The sequence below is a fragment of the Kribbella sp. NPDC056861 genome, from assembly GCF_040687575.1.
Classification (GTDB): Bacteria; Actinomycetota; Actinomycetes; order Propionibacteriales; family Kribbellaceae; genus Kribbella.
On sequence record NZ_JBFBNQ010000007.1, the window covers coordinates 548,612 to 561,332 of the forward strand.

Here is a 12,721-nt window from a genome sequence, read left to right on the forward strand (position 1 = left end):
ACAGACAAATGTCCAGCAGATTCCCCGCGACCTTCCGCCAGTTCGGGGTCGCCACCAGGGCACTCGCGGTGTTCACCCTCGGCCTGGGGGTGATCTACCCGCTCGCCATGACGGGCGCCGCCCAGGTGCTCTTCCACGACAACGCGAACGGCTCAGTGATCCAGGTCGACGGCAAGGACGTCGCCTCCGACCTGATCGGGCAGGACTACTCGAAGGACCTGTCGCTGTTCCAGACCCGGCCGTCGGCGGTCAAGTACGACGCGGCGGGCAGCGCGGCATCGCAGTACGGGCCCAACAACGAGGAGCTCGCGAAGCTGATCGCCGAGCGCCGGGCGGCGGTGGCCAAGCTCGAAGGCGTCGACCCGGCGAAGGTGCCGCTCGACGCCCTGACGGCCGGCGGCAGCGGGCTCGACCCGCAGATCAGCCCCGCGTACGCCGAACTGCAGGTCAACCGGGTTGCGCGGGAGCGCGGGCTCGACGTGGCCGAGGTGCGACAGTTGGTGAAGGACAACACGTCCGGCCGCACGCTCGGATTTCTCGGCGAACCACGCGTCAACGTGGTCACCCTGAACGCCGACCTGGCCGACCGGAACTGACTGAGACGATGGAGCGATGAGCAGAAGCGGCCGCGGGCACCTGAGGATCTACCTGGGTGCCGCGCCCGGCGTCGGCAAGACCTACAAGATGCTGGGCGAGGCGCAACGGCGGCTCGAGCGCGGGACCGACGTGGTGGTCGGGTACGTCGAGACCCACGGTCGCGAGCAGACCGCCGCCATGCTCGACGGGCTCGAGGTGGTCCCGCGCAAGATCCTCGACCACCGCGGCGCGAGCTTCACCGAGATGGACCTGGCCGCCGTGCTGGCCCGCCGGCCGGAGGTCGCGCTCGTCGATGAGCTTGCCCACAGCAACGTTCCGGGCAGCCGGAACGCCAAGCGCTGGGAGGACATCGACGCGCTGCTGACCGCCGGGATCGACGTGATCTCGGCGGTCAACATCCAGCACCTGGAGTCGATCAACGACGTGGTCGAGAAGATCACCGGCGTCCCGCAGCAGGAGACCGTGCCGGACCGGGTGGTCCGGGCCGCGGACCAGATCGAGCTGGTCGACATGACCCCGGAGGCGCTGCGCCGCCGGATGGCGCACGGCAACGTCTACGCGGCCGACAAGATCGATGCTGCCCTGGGCAACTACTTCCGGGTCGGCAACCTGTCCGCGCTGCGCGAGCTGGCGTTGCTCTGGCTCGCCGACCGGGTCGACGCGGGCCTGCAGCAGTACCGTTCCCAGCACGACATCGACTCCACCTGGGAGGCGCGCGAACGAGTCGTGGTCGCGCTCACCGGCGGACCCGAAGGCGAAACCCTGATCCGGCGTGCCGCCCGGATCGCCGCCCGCTCCTCCGGCGGGGACCTGCTCGCTGTCCACATCACCCGGTCCGACGGACTGACCGGCGCCAACCCGTCCGCACTGGCCCAGCAACGCGCCTTGGTCGAGAGCCTGGGCGGCACCTATCACCAGGTCGTCGGCGAGGACGTCCCCGACGCGTTGCTCTCCTTCGCCCGCGCGGAGAACGCCACCCAGCTGGTCCTCGGCGGCAGCCGCCGGTCCAGGCTGTCCGCGCTGTTCACCGGCCCCGGGATCGGGTCGAGCGCGATCCGCGACTCCGGCGACATCGACGTCCACATCGTCACCCACTCGGAGATGGGCCGCGGCCGGTTGCCCCGGATGCACGGCAGCCTCTCGCGCCGCCGGCTGATCTACGGGTTCGCGCTGGCCGTCGCCCTGCCGCCGCTGTTCGCGTTGCTGTTCAGCCTCGGCGACGACACCCTCAACCTGACCAGCAACGTGTTGGCCTTCCTGTTCGCCGTGGTCGTGGTCGCGCTGGTCGGCGGTCTGTGGCCCGCTCTCTTGACCGCGGTCGCGGGCACGCTGGTGCTGAACTGGTTCTTCACCCCACCGACCCGTTCCTTCACGATCACCGAGCCGAACAACGCGCTCGCGCTGAGCATCTTCGTGCTGATCGCCGGACTGGTCTCCTCGGTGGTCGACCGGGCGGCCCGGCGTACGCGCCAGGCCGCGCGGTCGGCAGCCGAGTCCGAGACGCTGGCGACCCTCGCAGGCTCCGTACTCCGCGGCGAAACCGCGCTCCCCGCGCTGCTCGAGCGAGTCCGCGAAGCCTTCGGGATGACCAGCGCCTGCCTGATGGAACGCGTCGACACCGACGAACTGACCGAGACCTGGCACCCACTCGCCTCCGCCGGTACGCCGACCTGCCGGCGCCCCGAGGACGGTGACGCCGAGATCCCCGGTCGCGACAACCTCGTGCTCGTCCTGCAAGGCCGGTCGCTGGCCGCCGACGAGCGCCGCCTGGTCGGAGCCTTCGCGGCCCACGCGGCAGCGCTGGTCGACAAGGCCCGCCTGAGCGAGGCGGCCGCAGAGGCCAAACCGCTCGCCGAAGCTGACAAACTCCGTACTGCGCTCCTTCGCGCCGTCGGCCACGACCTGCGTTCCCCACTCGCGTCGGCCAAGGCCTCGGTGACCAGCCTGCGCAGCTCGGACGTCGACTGGACCGACGGCGAGCGTGACGAGTTGCTGGAGACAGCCGACGAGTCGCTCGACCGCCTGACCCGGCTGGTCGACAACCTGCTCGACCTGAGTCGCCTGCAGGCCGGAGTACTGCCCGTCTTCCCGCGGCCGATGGCGCTGGACGAGATCATGCCGAGCGCGCTGGCCGAGCTGGGCGACAGCAGCGCCGCCATCACCGTGGACATCCCGCACACGCTGCCGCTGATCAATGCCGACCCGGCTTTGCTGGAGCGGGTGCTGGCCAACCTGCTGGCCAACGCCGTCCGCTACTCGCCAACCGGCCGGCCGCCGATGGTGACCGGGAGTTCGCTCGGCGACATCGTCGAAGTACGGATCATCGATCGGGGTCCCGGCATCCCGCGGCAGGAGCGGGACCGGATGTTCGCGCCGTTCCAGCGGCTGGGGGACACCGACAACACCACCGGCGTCGGCCTCGGACTCGCGCTGGCCCGCGGGCTGGCCGAGGCGATGCACGGGTCGCTGCAGCCGGAGGACACGCCCGGCGGTGGCCTGACCATGGTCGTCTCCTTGCCGGTGGCAACCTTGAGGCCGGACGACGCGCCGGTGCCGGGCAGCCGGGAGCGGTCCGCGTCCGGACCGGAGGTGCAGGGATGACCAGAGTGCTGGTGGTCGACGACGAGCCGCAGATCGTGCGCGCGTTGCAGATCAACCTGAAGGCCCGCCGGTACGAGGTACACGTCGCGGGGAGTGGGACGGCGGCGCTCAAGGTGGCCGCGCAGTACCCGCCTGACCTGGTGATTCTCGACCTCGGACTGCCCGACTTCGACGGTGTCGACGTGATCCGCGGGCTGCGCGGCTGGACCGAGGCGCCGATCCTGGTGCTGTCCGGGCGGACCGACAGCACGGACAAGGTCGAGGCGCTCGACGCCGGCGCGGACGACTACGTGACCAAGCCGTTCGGCATCGACGAGTTGCTGGCCCGGATGCGCGCAGTACTGCGGCGCAGCAACCTCGCCCAGGACGAGCCGGTCGTGACTGTCGGCGGGGCCCGGGTGGACTTGTCGGCGAAGCGGGTGACACTGGAGTCGGGAGAGGACGTGCGTCTGACGCCGACTGAGTGGCACCTGCTGGAGGTGCTGATCCGGCACCCGGGCAAGCTGATGTCCCAGCGGCAGCTGCTGACCGAGGTCTGGGGACCGGGGTACGAGACAGCGGGTGGCAACCTGCGTTTCTACATGGGTCAGTTGCGCCGCAAGCTCGAAGCCGACCCGGCCCGGCCGGTCCACCTGCTCACCGAGCCTGGGATGGGCTACCGCTTCGAACCGTGAGTCAGGAGGCTCGGCAGTGACAGTGATCGACAACGCGGTCTACGTCGACGGCCGCCGGGTCTCCGAGCCGGACACGCTCGAGGACACCTACGAGCAGGTCAGGGCGCTGCAGGGGATGGCCTGGATCGGCCTCTACCGGCCGGACCCGCTGGAGATCGAGTCGATCGGCGACGAGTTCGGCTTCCACCGGCTGGCCGTCGACGACACCATCTCGGCGCACCAGCGGCCCAAGCTGGAGCGCTACGACGACGTCCTCTTCACCGTACTGCGCTCCGCCTCCTACCGCGACGACGTCGAGCGGGTGGAGTTCGGCGAGCTGCACGTCTTCACCGGCAACGACTTCGTGGTCACCGTCCGGCACGCCGAGTCGCCGGATCTCGGCGTCGTCCGCAAGCGGCTGGAAGAGACGCCCGAGCTGCTGAAGCTCGGCCCCGAGGCGGTGCTCTACGCGATCCTCGATCAGGTGGTCGACGAGTACCAGCCGGTGGTCGACGGGTTGCAGGGCGATATCGACGAGATCGAGGACCAGGTCTTCAACGGCGATCCCGAGGTGTCCCGGCGGATCTACGAGCTGCTCCGCGAGGTGGTCAAGTTCATGCGCGCGACCCAGCCGTTGCCGGCCATGTTGGCCGACCTGCGGGCGGGCTTCTCGAAGTACCGGGTCGGGGAGGAACTGCAGCGCAACCTGCGGGACGTGGAGGACCACGTCGAGCGGGTGGTCGAGCAGTCGGCCGGCTTCAAGGTGCTGCTGATCAACCTGATCGGCGTCAACGGCACCCTGGTCGCGCAGCGCCAGAACGACGAGACCCAGCGGCTGTCCGAGCTGAGCCTGCGGCAGAACGAGGAGGTCAAGCGGATCTCCTCCTGGGCCGCGATCCTGTTCGCGCCGACGCTCGTCGGCACCATCTACGGGATGAACTTCGTGCACATGCCCGAGCTGCGCTGGCAGCTCGGGTATCCCTTCGCCGTGTTGCTGATGCTGGTGGTCAGCCTGATTCTCTACACGGTGTTCAAGAAACGCGGCTGGCTCTAACCGCGGGCCAGTAGCTCGTCGAGCATCTCGGCCTCGCGCTGGTAGGGCTCGAAGTGACCGCCGCCGAGCTCCCGCAATGTTGCTGTGGGCAACTTGTCGATCAGTCGCTGGGCGGCGCTGAACGGGCAGTTCCGGTCGGTCGGCGAGTGCCACCAGGTCAGGCTGGTCCTGATCGCGGCCAGGTCGATGTCGGTCCACTCGCCGCCCAGGGCGAGCATCTCGTCCAGCCACCCGTCCATCCCGTGCTCGAACGCGACCACCGTCGCGCGCTCCTGCCCGGCCCGCCAGCGGGGGTCCTTCATGATCTCCAGGTCGGCGGGCGGGGCTGTGGCCATCGCGGCCTCGAGCGGAGCCAACGGGGCCGTCTTCACCACCTCGTACGCCGCGGTGAGCTGCTTGCGCAGCGCCTCTTCGTCGCCGTCCCGCGCGAGCCGGAAGGCTGAGGTGTTGAACGGGATCATCTGGTCGTACTCGTCGTCCTCCAACTGCGGGAAGCCGACCATCACCGTGGCCGCGAGCACCCGGTCCGGGTGATGAGCCGCGAAGGCCAGCACGTGCGGTCCGCCGCCGGAGCCGCCGATCAGGTGCACCCTGTCGTGCCCGAGGTGATCGAGGATCGCCGCGAGGTCGTCGGAGTGCTCGCGGAACTTCCGCCCAGGCAGCCGGGTGGAGTCGCCGAACCCGGGCCGCTCGGTGTTGATCACCTGGAGACCGCGCTCGACCCAGATCGACCGGTCGGCCCGCACGCTCCAGCGCGAGCCCGGGGTGCCCGGCAGGCGCAGTACCGGGATGCCTTCGCCGCTTCTGGTCCAGGCCACCGTCCGGCCGTCCGGAAGGATCAGCTGTTCGTCGAGCACGTCGGAGTACAGGTCATCAGACATGGATCAGATGATGGCTGACTTCTTCAAGACTTGAGAGGGTCCGGCGCGGCAAGCTGGGCGGTATGAAGATTTTCGAGGCTGCACGCGAGTTTGTCCGGACCGATGCGCGGGTGCTGGAGCGGCGGTTGTTCGCGACCGTGTTCGAAGGGGCCGATCCGGCCGGGGTGGTGGACGCGCTGCGCGGCTACCAGAACGCGGACGGCGGCTTCGGGCACGGGCTGGAGCCGGACAAGCGCTGTCCGGACAGCACCGGGCTCGACGTGGAGACCGCCTTCGACGTGCTGCTCGCCGCCGGAGCGCGAGACGACGAGCTAGTACGCCGAGCCGTCGACTGGCTGCAGTCGACGGCGACCCCCGAGGGAGCCGTCTCGCTCGCCTCGCCGGTGATCGAGGGCTACCCACGAGCCGAGCACATGTCCGAGTGGACCTACACCCCGGCCCTCAACCCGACCGCCGGCCTGGTCGGCCGGTTGCACGCGCTGGGCGTCGAACACCCCTGGCGTGAGCAAGCTGCTGCGTGGTGCCAAGCGGAGCTGGACAAGGGCCTGCCGGAGGACGCGCACGCAGTACACGAGTCGTTGGAGTTCCTCGAACACGCTGGCACGCCGGACCTCGATCGGGTGCGTGACTGGCTGCCGAAGGTCTCGTACTACCGGGCGGACGCGGCGGACCCGTCGTACGGGGTGACGCCTTTGCAGTTCGCCCCGACCCCCGACAGCGTCTGGCGCCCACTCTTCGACGACGCCCAGCTCGAGGGCCACCTCGACCGCCTCGTCGCCGACCAACAGGACGACGGCGGCTGGGCGATCACCTGGGAGCCCCCGGGCAAGGCAGCCACCCTCGAATACCGAGGCATCGTGACGGTGCAAGCACTCCGCACCCTGAAGGCCTACGACCGGCTCTGACCCTTTCGACCCTGCTGGAAAGGTGGCCGGTCGCGGTTGCGGCCGGTCACCGATCGGCGGCACGCTGCGAGCACCCCCACGACCTTTCGAGAGGTGTTCGATGCGAACTCAGAAATCGATTGCCCGTCTGACGGCCGGTGTCGTCGTCGCGGCCGGCGCGCTGGTGGCGACCCTGCCGGCGCAGGCTTCGGCCGCCGCCTGCCCGGCGACGGCGGTGTTCCAGACCGACGGCTACACGGCCGGCGAATCGCTGGTGAACTGGAACAACTCGCGCTTCAACCACAACGTCCCGGCCGGTGTCCAGATCGTCCAGGTGCCGTACTTCGCCGGCGTCTTCCCGGTCGTCGACCGGTTGGCGCTGGACGCGTCGGTGGCCGAGGGGGTCGGCAAGCTGACCACGGCGGTGACCAACTTCCACGCCACCTGCCCGTCCGCGCACCTCACCCTGTCCGGCTATTCCGAGGGTGCCGTGGTGGCCGGCAACGTGCTGGAGAAGTTCGCGAAGTCGACCGCGATCCCGCGCGAGCAGCTCAACGGGGTGCTCTACGGCAACCCGCGGCGGCCCTTCGGCAACGGCGGCCGGGGCGGCGTCGCCGGTGGGATCGAGACGAACCTGCCGTCGATCCTGCCCGGCGTCACCATGCAGGGCCCGCACGACTACGCGGGGATCGCGGTCCGCGAGGTCTGCAACGAGAACGACGGCATCTGCAACTCGACCAACATGATCACCAACCTGGCCGCGTTCGCGAACGGGTTGTCCGGCTACCTGTCCGGCGATCACGGCTACGACCTGGACCCGATCCGCGACACCGGCAACGGCGTCACGCTGGTCGCGCAGAACCCGCGCCTCCCGTACGGCGCTCCGCTCCCGTTGCCGATCGGCACACCGTGGCAGATCCAGCAGTTGCTGTTCGGCGACGGTCCGGCCCGGCAGGCAGCCGTCACCGCGCGCAACGGCCTCGGTGGCTTGCTGTCGCCAGAAGCCATTGCGCTGCTCGACAGCCGGCCCTGGTTCCGTCTGCTCGCTGCGGCCTAACCGGCTTCGGCTGGGTGTTCGACCTGGCGGTCGCCCCATTGGGTCAGCAGGCCCCGGGCGATCTCCAGGTCGTCGCGCAGGGAGCGGTCGGTCAGGATGTCGGGGAGCGCGGCCAGTGCGTCGGCGAGCCATGGACCGATCGCGGCCGGCGCCAGCTTCTCCGGTTCCAGCCCGGCCAGCCGCACAGCCCGTACTGCGGTGACAAGTTCGCAGGCCAGCACGTCCCGCAACCCATCCAGCAACTGCCCAGTCAGTACTGCGGCCTGCGGCGCGAAACTCGCGTGGTGCTCGGCACCCCGCGACAGCGTCGCCGTACCGAGGGTGGCCGGCTGAGCTGTCGAGCGGACCGAGGCGAGGGCATCATGGGCGACGTACTCGATCATCATCACGCCTGAGCTGGCCTCTGAGCCGCTGGCCAGGAACCGGCTCAGGCCGGTGAAGTCCGGATCGACCAGGTTGGCCACCCGGGACGTGGACAGGGTGGCGACCGAGTGCAGGCTGAGCCGGAGCGAGTCGAGGCCGAGCGCGATCGGCATCGCGTGCCAGTTGCCGTTGTGCAGCACGGTGTCGCCGGCCACCAGCGGGTTCTCGGCCGACGCGTTGATGTCGACCGCCAGAGCGTTGCCCAAGGCATCGACATGGTCGACGGCCGGGCCGAGCACCTGGGCGAAGGCGCGGAGGCCGAACGGGTCCTGCACCCGGGCCGCCGGGATCGGGAGCTGGTCGAGCAGCCCACGCATCCGGCGGGCGACACGGACCTGCCCCGGTTGCGGGCGAGCGGCGTGGACGCGTTCGTCGTACACCTCGGCGTTGCCGCGCATGGCGACATGGGAGAGCCCGCCGACCAGCGGGACGACGTTGATCAGGGTCGCGGCCTCGACGTACGCCAGGCAGCACTCGGCCAGCGTGATCGCGTTGCTCGACAACAGGGGGAGTGCGCTGGTGCCGTCGATGACGTCGCCGAGCGCCAGCCCGAGCTCGGCCAGCGCGCCGAGATCGCCGGTCCCGATCGCCCCGCCGCGGTGCAAGTCGGGCAGCTCGTCATCGTTGAGCAGGGCAATGATCGCGTCGGCCACCTCAGGGGTGAGCCCGGAGCCGCCGGCGGCGAGCTGGTTGACCCGGATCAGCAGTCCGAGCCGCACCACGTCCTTCGGGTACGGCGTGGTGCCGGTCGTCGAATGCGAGGCCAGCAGCCGGGCACCGTGCTCCGGGTCCGAGGTGAGCACGTCCCGGTTGGCGCCGACCCCGGTGGTCCGGCCGTAAACCGGCCGGTGCAACGCGATCTCGACGACCGCTTTGGCCGACGCCGTCATCCGGTCCCGCGCCGCCAGACCCAGGCGGACCGGCGTACGGCGTTGACCGAGCGACACCGCATCCAGCGGCGACAAACCCGCGCCGACAATCTCCACCGGTTCCACCCGCCCAGTGTGGGTCCTGACCGCTACTCCACGTAGTACCGCCGCTGGTCCTCCGTCTCGAATCCGAGACATTGCCCCAGGGAGATCGGTGGTCGGAGAAATGTCGTAGCCGCCCGGGAGGATGGCGCTATGAGTGTCTCCGAGCACCAGTTGACCGTTGCCGCGCCATTCGACTTCACCGCGTCACTGCGCTTCGTGGGCCAGTTCGCGCCGACAGCGGGTGAGCAGCAGATCGAGCGCAGCCGGCTCACCAAGGCTTTGCGCGTCGCGGGGTCGACTGTTGTCGCCGAGGTTGCTGCGGGGGAGGGCGATGTCGTCGACGTACGGCTGACCGGGGCGGAAGCGGCTGGGACGGTCGAGGCCGCGCTGGATCGGGTCCGGTTCTTCCTCAGCCTGGATGACGATCTGACCGACTTCTACGCGGCCGCGGACGGTGACGAGCCGTTCCGTGCGGTCGTCCGGCGACTGCATGGGTATCACCAGGTGAAGTTCAGCTCGCCCTGGGAGAACGTCGCCTGGGCGATCTTGTCGCAGCGCACGCCGAGAGCCCTTGCGGCTCAGGCGAAGGCCGTGCTGATCGAGAAGACCGGCAACCTGGTCGAGCTGGCCGGGGTCACGCATCCGGCTTTTCCCGACGCGGAGCAGATCGCGGAGCTCTCGCCGGCGGAGTTGGCGGAGTGCATCGGTAACGAGCGCAAGGCCGGCTATCTGCACGGAGCGGCTCGACGCTGGCTGGAGCTGTCAGAGGTGGAGCTGCGGCAGGCGCCGTACGACGACGTACGGGAGCAGTTGCTGTCCTTGCCGGGGATTGGGCCGTGGTCGTCGACGTTCGTGCTGATCCGCGGGCTTGGGCGGATGGACCAGGCGCCGGCGGACAAAGAGCTGATGCGTGCCGCGGCGCGGGTCTATGGGGAGAGCATCGACGAGACCGCGCTCGGCCGGCTGGCTGAGCGATACGGCGCTTGGCAGGGCTACTGGGCTCACTATCTGAGAGCCGGCGGCTGAGCGGGCACGCAGAAGCCCGCCGATCCAGGGGATCGGCGGGCTGGGAGAGGTGCGGTGAGAGTCAGACCTGGCCGTAGCGCTTCTTGAACTTCTCGACCCGGCCCTGGGTGTCCATCACGCGCTGCTGGCCCGTGTAGAACGGGTGGCTGGCGGACGAGATCTCGACGTCGACGACCGGGTAGGTGTTCCCGTCGTGCCACTCGATGGTCTCGTTGCTCTCGCGGGTGGAGCCGGTCAGGAAGCTGAAGTTGCCGGACTTGTCACGGAACACGACCCGGCGGTAATCGGGGTGAATGTCAGCCTTCATGCTGCGGTACTTCCTTCCAGATAAGGGGCGAACGGATCAGTCAGCTTGAGGTCCGACTCATCCGTACGAAGGACACAACCGTCCAGGAGCCGTTCTAATTCCCGGATGTCCAGATCGACTCCGGTGATCGACAGGTACGACCCCCGGTCGCCGTGCTCGGGGTGCCACTCGAGGGCCGACCGGGCCTGGTGGGTCTGGCCGACCTCGGACCAGCGCTCGATCGGGAGGTCGGCGAGCCAGGGGCCGAGGACGCCGAGGGCGATGTTGGTGCCGAAACTGTCCCAGCCGAGCCGGGAGTGTGGTTGGGAGGCGAGCCAGACCGTTCCCTTGCCGCGCGCCGAGGTGGAGACGAGTTCTTCCAGTGCGTCGTACAGGCGTTCGGGGTGGAATGGGCGCGCTGACTGCCAGACCAGGGTCCGGACCGGTCCGTCGGTCTGCAGGGGAGCGCTGATCGAGCCCGGCTCCATCCACGCCTCGGCCGCATCCGGATCATGCAGCCGTACGCCGAACAGCTCGCGCGCCGCCGACGCCGGCCGGACCAGCACCTGAGGATTCAGCGCCAGGGCCAGTGCTCTCGTGGTTTCAATCTCGGTCGTACCGCTCAAAATCACTGCGTTCGCGTACTCGACCTGGCGGATCAGCACCTCGGCGATTGCCCGCCCGTCCTCAGCAGCGGTCGGGACCCCGCGATCGTGGATGAAGTCGTCCCCACTCACATCAGCGGGGAAGGTCGTCGGGTCCAGCACGGTCAGCACCGCCTCCACCCGGAGTTCGGCGCCGGCGTCACGGGCGATCTCCTCGGCCAGCGCCTGGGTGTCGCCCGCCCCGGGGACCGAGACGATCGCGGCGCCGTACTTCTCCGTGGCCGCGATGCTGACCAGCAGCGGGACGAGTGAGCCACGCAGCGCGCAGGAGACGCACGGATGCCCCATCCGGATCAGCTCTTCGTCGATCACGCCGGCCGCGGTCCGGGCGATCCGTACTACCGAGCCACCCACCAGGCCGGTGAGGTCGTACTCGACGAGGACGGTGTCGCCGGTCAGCAGCTCGTCCGCCACGGCGGCCCGGATCCGTTCGTCGACACCCGTCAGCAAGGTCACCGGTAGCATCTGGACTCCCGTCTTATTGAAAACGATAACCAGTTCAACGTACACTCCGGGCAACGGGAATGTCAGCCCGGGTGGGCGGCGTTGAGTCGTGCAGAGTTCAACGGCACCGTGACGGTGCCCGGAAGGAAGGTCTGATGGCCAAGCACAACGAGCTGCGCCCGATCGTCAAGCTGCGCAGTACCGCGGGGACCGGGTTCACCTATGTCACCCGCAAGAACCGCCGCAACGACCCCGATCGGCTCGTGATGCGCAAGTACGACCCCAAGGTCCGCGAGCACGTCGACTTCCGCGAAGAGCGGTAAGGGCCCAGTGGCGAAGACGAGCAAGATCGCGAAGAACGAGCAGCGCAAGCGCACGGTCGCCCTGTACGCCGACCGTCGCGCCGAGCTGAAGCGGATCATCGCCGACCCGGCCTCGAGTTTCGACGACCGCGGCGCCGCGCAGCTCAAGCTGCAGAAGCTGCCGCGGGACGCGAGCCCGATCCGGGTCCGCAACCGCGATGTGGCCGATGGCCGGCCGCGCGGGTTCCTGCGCAAGGCGGGGATCTCCCGAGTCCGGTTCCGCACGATGGCCCACCGTGGGGAACTGCCCGGGATCACCAAATCGTCTTGGTGATCCCCGTCGGCGGGGCGGCCGGAATCAGGTGGTTCCGGCCGGTCCGCCGGCCTGATCGGTACCCCTGGTCAAAACCACTCTCCAGAGCGTGTATTGTTCTTCTTGTCGGAGCGAGTGCGGGACGCGAAAGCGGCCGGTTGCTTCGATCACCCCCTGAAGGATCCAGGAGCTGAAACGCGCCTAGTGCGGGTTTCGGTCACTGAGTCACGCAGGGAACTGGATCGAAAAGGGCCGATTTGACTGGCCCAGGACGAAACAGTAATGTTTGGCGGGTTGCCCCGGAGCTTGAATCGCAAGGTTCACAGCGCGGTGTGCGTCCGATTCTTGAGAACTCAACAGCGTGCCGAAAGTCAATGCCGAATTTGTTTTATCCCGTTTCACGGCATTGGGCGATCTCTTCTCACTGGGACCTATATGGGTTTTGGTGTGGGGTTGTCTTATGTTCGTGTTCGGATTCCTTTGAGAAATTATGATTCAAGTCAGTTTGATTGTTTCTGAGATATCAAAGGGTCACTCAAAGTAGTCTGTTCCTCGTCTCTT

At 68.7% G+C, this 12,721-nt stretch carries 13 protein-coding genes; 9 read left to right on the forward strand and 4 right to left on the reverse strand.

Going from position 1 to position 12,721, the window contains the following annotated elements; genetic code table 11:
- Positions 1 to 8: 8 nt before the first annotated feature.
- The 4 genes from kdpC to AB0P21_RS34320 are packed head-to-tail and all read left to right on the forward strand — an operon-like array spanning position 9 to position 4,905.
- Positions 9 to 596 carry a potassium-transporting ATPase subunit KdpC gene (kdpC, locus tag AB0P21_RS34305; protein WP_363702292.1) on the forward strand — a complete coding sequence of 196 codons (588 nt, stop codon included), beginning with the start codon at positions 9 to 11 and terminating at the stop codon, positions 594 to 596.
- A gap of 16 nt (positions 597 to 612) precedes the next feature.
- Positions 613 to 3,198 carry a DUF4118 domain-containing protein gene (locus AB0P21_RS34310; RefSeq protein ID WP_363702294.1) on the forward strand — a complete coding sequence of 862 codons (2,586 nt, stop codon included), beginning with the start codon at positions 613 to 615 and terminating at the stop codon, positions 3,196 to 3,198.
- On the forward strand, positions 3,195 to 3,872 hold the full coding sequence (locus AB0P21_RS34315; RefSeq protein ID WP_363702296.1) for a response regulator: 678 nt from the start codon (positions 3,195 to 3,197) through the stop codon (positions 3,870 to 3,872). Before AB0P21_RS34310 ends, AB0P21_RS34315 begins: the two co-directional genes overlap by 4 nt.
- A gap of 16 nt (positions 3,873 to 3,888) precedes the next feature.
- The gene (locus tag AB0P21_RS34320) at positions 3,889 to 4,905 is read left to right on the forward strand and encodes a magnesium and cobalt transport protein CorA (RefSeq protein WP_363702298.1); all 1,017 of its coding nucleotides are present in this window, start codon (positions 3,889 to 3,891) and stop codon (positions 4,903 to 4,905) included.
- Here the strand turns inward: AB0P21_RS34320 and AB0P21_RS34325 are convergent.
- A complete protein-coding gene (locus AB0P21_RS34325; protein WP_363702300.1) occupies positions 4,902 to 5,786 on the reverse strand; it encodes an alpha/beta hydrolase in 885 nt (294 codons plus the stop codon). The genes AB0P21_RS34320 and AB0P21_RS34325 overlap by 4 nt on opposite strands.
- A 62-nt stretch (positions 5,787 to 5,848) precedes the next feature.
- On the opposite strand from AB0P21_RS34325, the gene AB0P21_RS34330 reads away from it, so the two are divergent.
- Positions 5,849 to 6,691 (forward strand): hypothetical protein, encoded by an 843-nt coding sequence (locus AB0P21_RS34330; RefSeq protein WP_363702302.1) that lies wholly within the window; start codon positions 5,849 to 5,851, stop codon positions 6,689 to 6,691.
- A 100-nt stretch (positions 6,692 to 6,791) separates the two neighbouring features.
- Positions 6,792 to 7,727, forward strand: a complete 936-nt coding sequence (locus AB0P21_RS34335; RefSeq protein ID WP_363702304.1) for a PE-PPE domain-containing protein — start codon at positions 6,792 to 6,794, stop codon at positions 7,725 to 7,727.
- Here the strand turns inward: AB0P21_RS34335 and AB0P21_RS34340 are convergent.
- On the reverse strand, positions 7,724 to 9,145 hold the full coding sequence (locus AB0P21_RS34340; RefSeq protein ID WP_363702306.1) for an aromatic amino acid lyase: 1,422 nt from the start codon (positions 9,143 to 9,145) through the stop codon (positions 7,724 to 7,726). The two genes, AB0P21_RS34335 and AB0P21_RS34340, sit on opposite strands and share 4 nt — an antisense overlap.
- Positions 9,146 to 9,274: 129 nt before the next feature.
- Between AB0P21_RS34340 and AB0P21_RS34345 the strand changes: the two genes are divergently transcribed.
- Positions 9,275 to 10,150, forward strand: coding sequence for a hypothetical protein (locus AB0P21_RS34345; RefSeq protein WP_363702307.1), 876 nt, complete (start codon positions 9,275 to 9,277; stop codon positions 10,148 to 10,150).
- A gap of 61 nt (positions 10,151 to 10,211) precedes the next feature.
- Here the strand turns inward: AB0P21_RS34345 and AB0P21_RS34350 are convergent, their stop codons facing one another.
- Positions 10,212 to 10,457 carry a type B 50S ribosomal protein L31 gene (locus AB0P21_RS34350; protein ID WP_363702309.1) on the reverse strand — a complete coding sequence of 82 codons (246 nt, stop codon included), beginning with the start codon at positions 10,455 to 10,457 and terminating at the stop codon, positions 10,212 to 10,214.
- A complete protein-coding gene (locus tag AB0P21_RS34355) occupies positions 10,454 to 11,566 on the reverse strand; it encodes a GTP-binding protein (protein ID WP_363702311.1) in 1,113 nt (370 codons plus the stop codon). The genes AB0P21_RS34350 and AB0P21_RS34355 overlap by 4 nt, the downstream gene beginning before the upstream one ends.
- A gap of 134 nt (positions 11,567 to 11,700) precedes the next feature.
- Here AB0P21_RS34355 and rpmG point away from each other — a divergent pair, with 134 nt between their 5' ends.
- Positions 11,701 to 11,868, forward strand: a complete 168-nt coding sequence (rpmG, locus tag AB0P21_RS34360) for a 50S ribosomal protein L33 (RefSeq protein ID WP_363702313.1) — start codon at positions 11,701 to 11,703, stop codon at positions 11,866 to 11,868.
- Positions 11,869 to 11,875: 7 nt separating this feature from the next.
- A complete protein-coding gene (gene rpsN / locus AB0P21_RS34365) occupies positions 11,876 to 12,181 on the forward strand; it encodes a 30S ribosomal protein S14 (RefSeq protein ID WP_363702315.1) in 306 nt (101 codons plus the stop codon).
- Positions 12,182 to 12,721: the final 540 nt, after the last annotated feature.

Bases quoted from the DNA above. Each gene is read 5' to 3' on its own strand.
- AB0P21_RS34325 (WP_363702300.1), bottom strand. From the start codon at position 5,786: ATGTCTGATGACCTGTACTCCGACGTGCTCGACGAACAGCTGATCCTT.
- AB0P21_RS34310 (WP_363702294.1), top strand. From the start codon at position 613: ATGAGCAGAAGCGGCCGCGGGCACCTGAGGATCTACCTGGGTGCCGCG.
- AB0P21_RS34335 (WP_363702304.1), top strand. From the start codon at position 6,792: ATGCGAACTCAGAAATCGATTGCCCGTCTGACGGCCGGTGTCGTCGTC.
- AB0P21_RS34330 (WP_363702302.1), top strand. From the start codon at position 5,849: ATGAAGATTTTCGAGGCTGCACGCGAGTTTGTCCGGACCGATGCGCGG.
- AB0P21_RS34345 (WP_363702307.1), top strand. From the start codon at position 9,275: ATGAGTGTCTCCGAGCACCAGTTGACCGTTGCCGCGCCATTCGACTTC.
- AB0P21_RS34355 (WP_363702311.1), bottom strand. From the start codon at position 11,566: ATGCTACCGGTGACCTTGCTGACGGGTGTCGACGAACGGATCCGGGCC.
- rpmG (WP_363702313.1), top strand. From the start codon at position 11,701: ATGGCCAAGCACAACGAGCTGCGCCCGATCGTCAAGCTGCGCAGTACC.
- AB0P21_RS34350 (WP_363702309.1), bottom strand. From the start codon at position 10,457: ATGAAGGCTGACATTCACCCCGATTACCGCCGGGTCGTGTTCCGTGAC.
- AB0P21_RS34315 (WP_363702296.1), top strand. From the start codon at position 3,195: ATGACCAGAGTGCTGGTGGTCGACGACGAGCCGCAGATCGTGCGCGCG.
- kdpC (WP_363702292.1), top strand. From the start codon at position 9: ATGTCCAGCAGATTCCCCGCGACCTTCCGCCAGTTCGGGGTCGCCACC.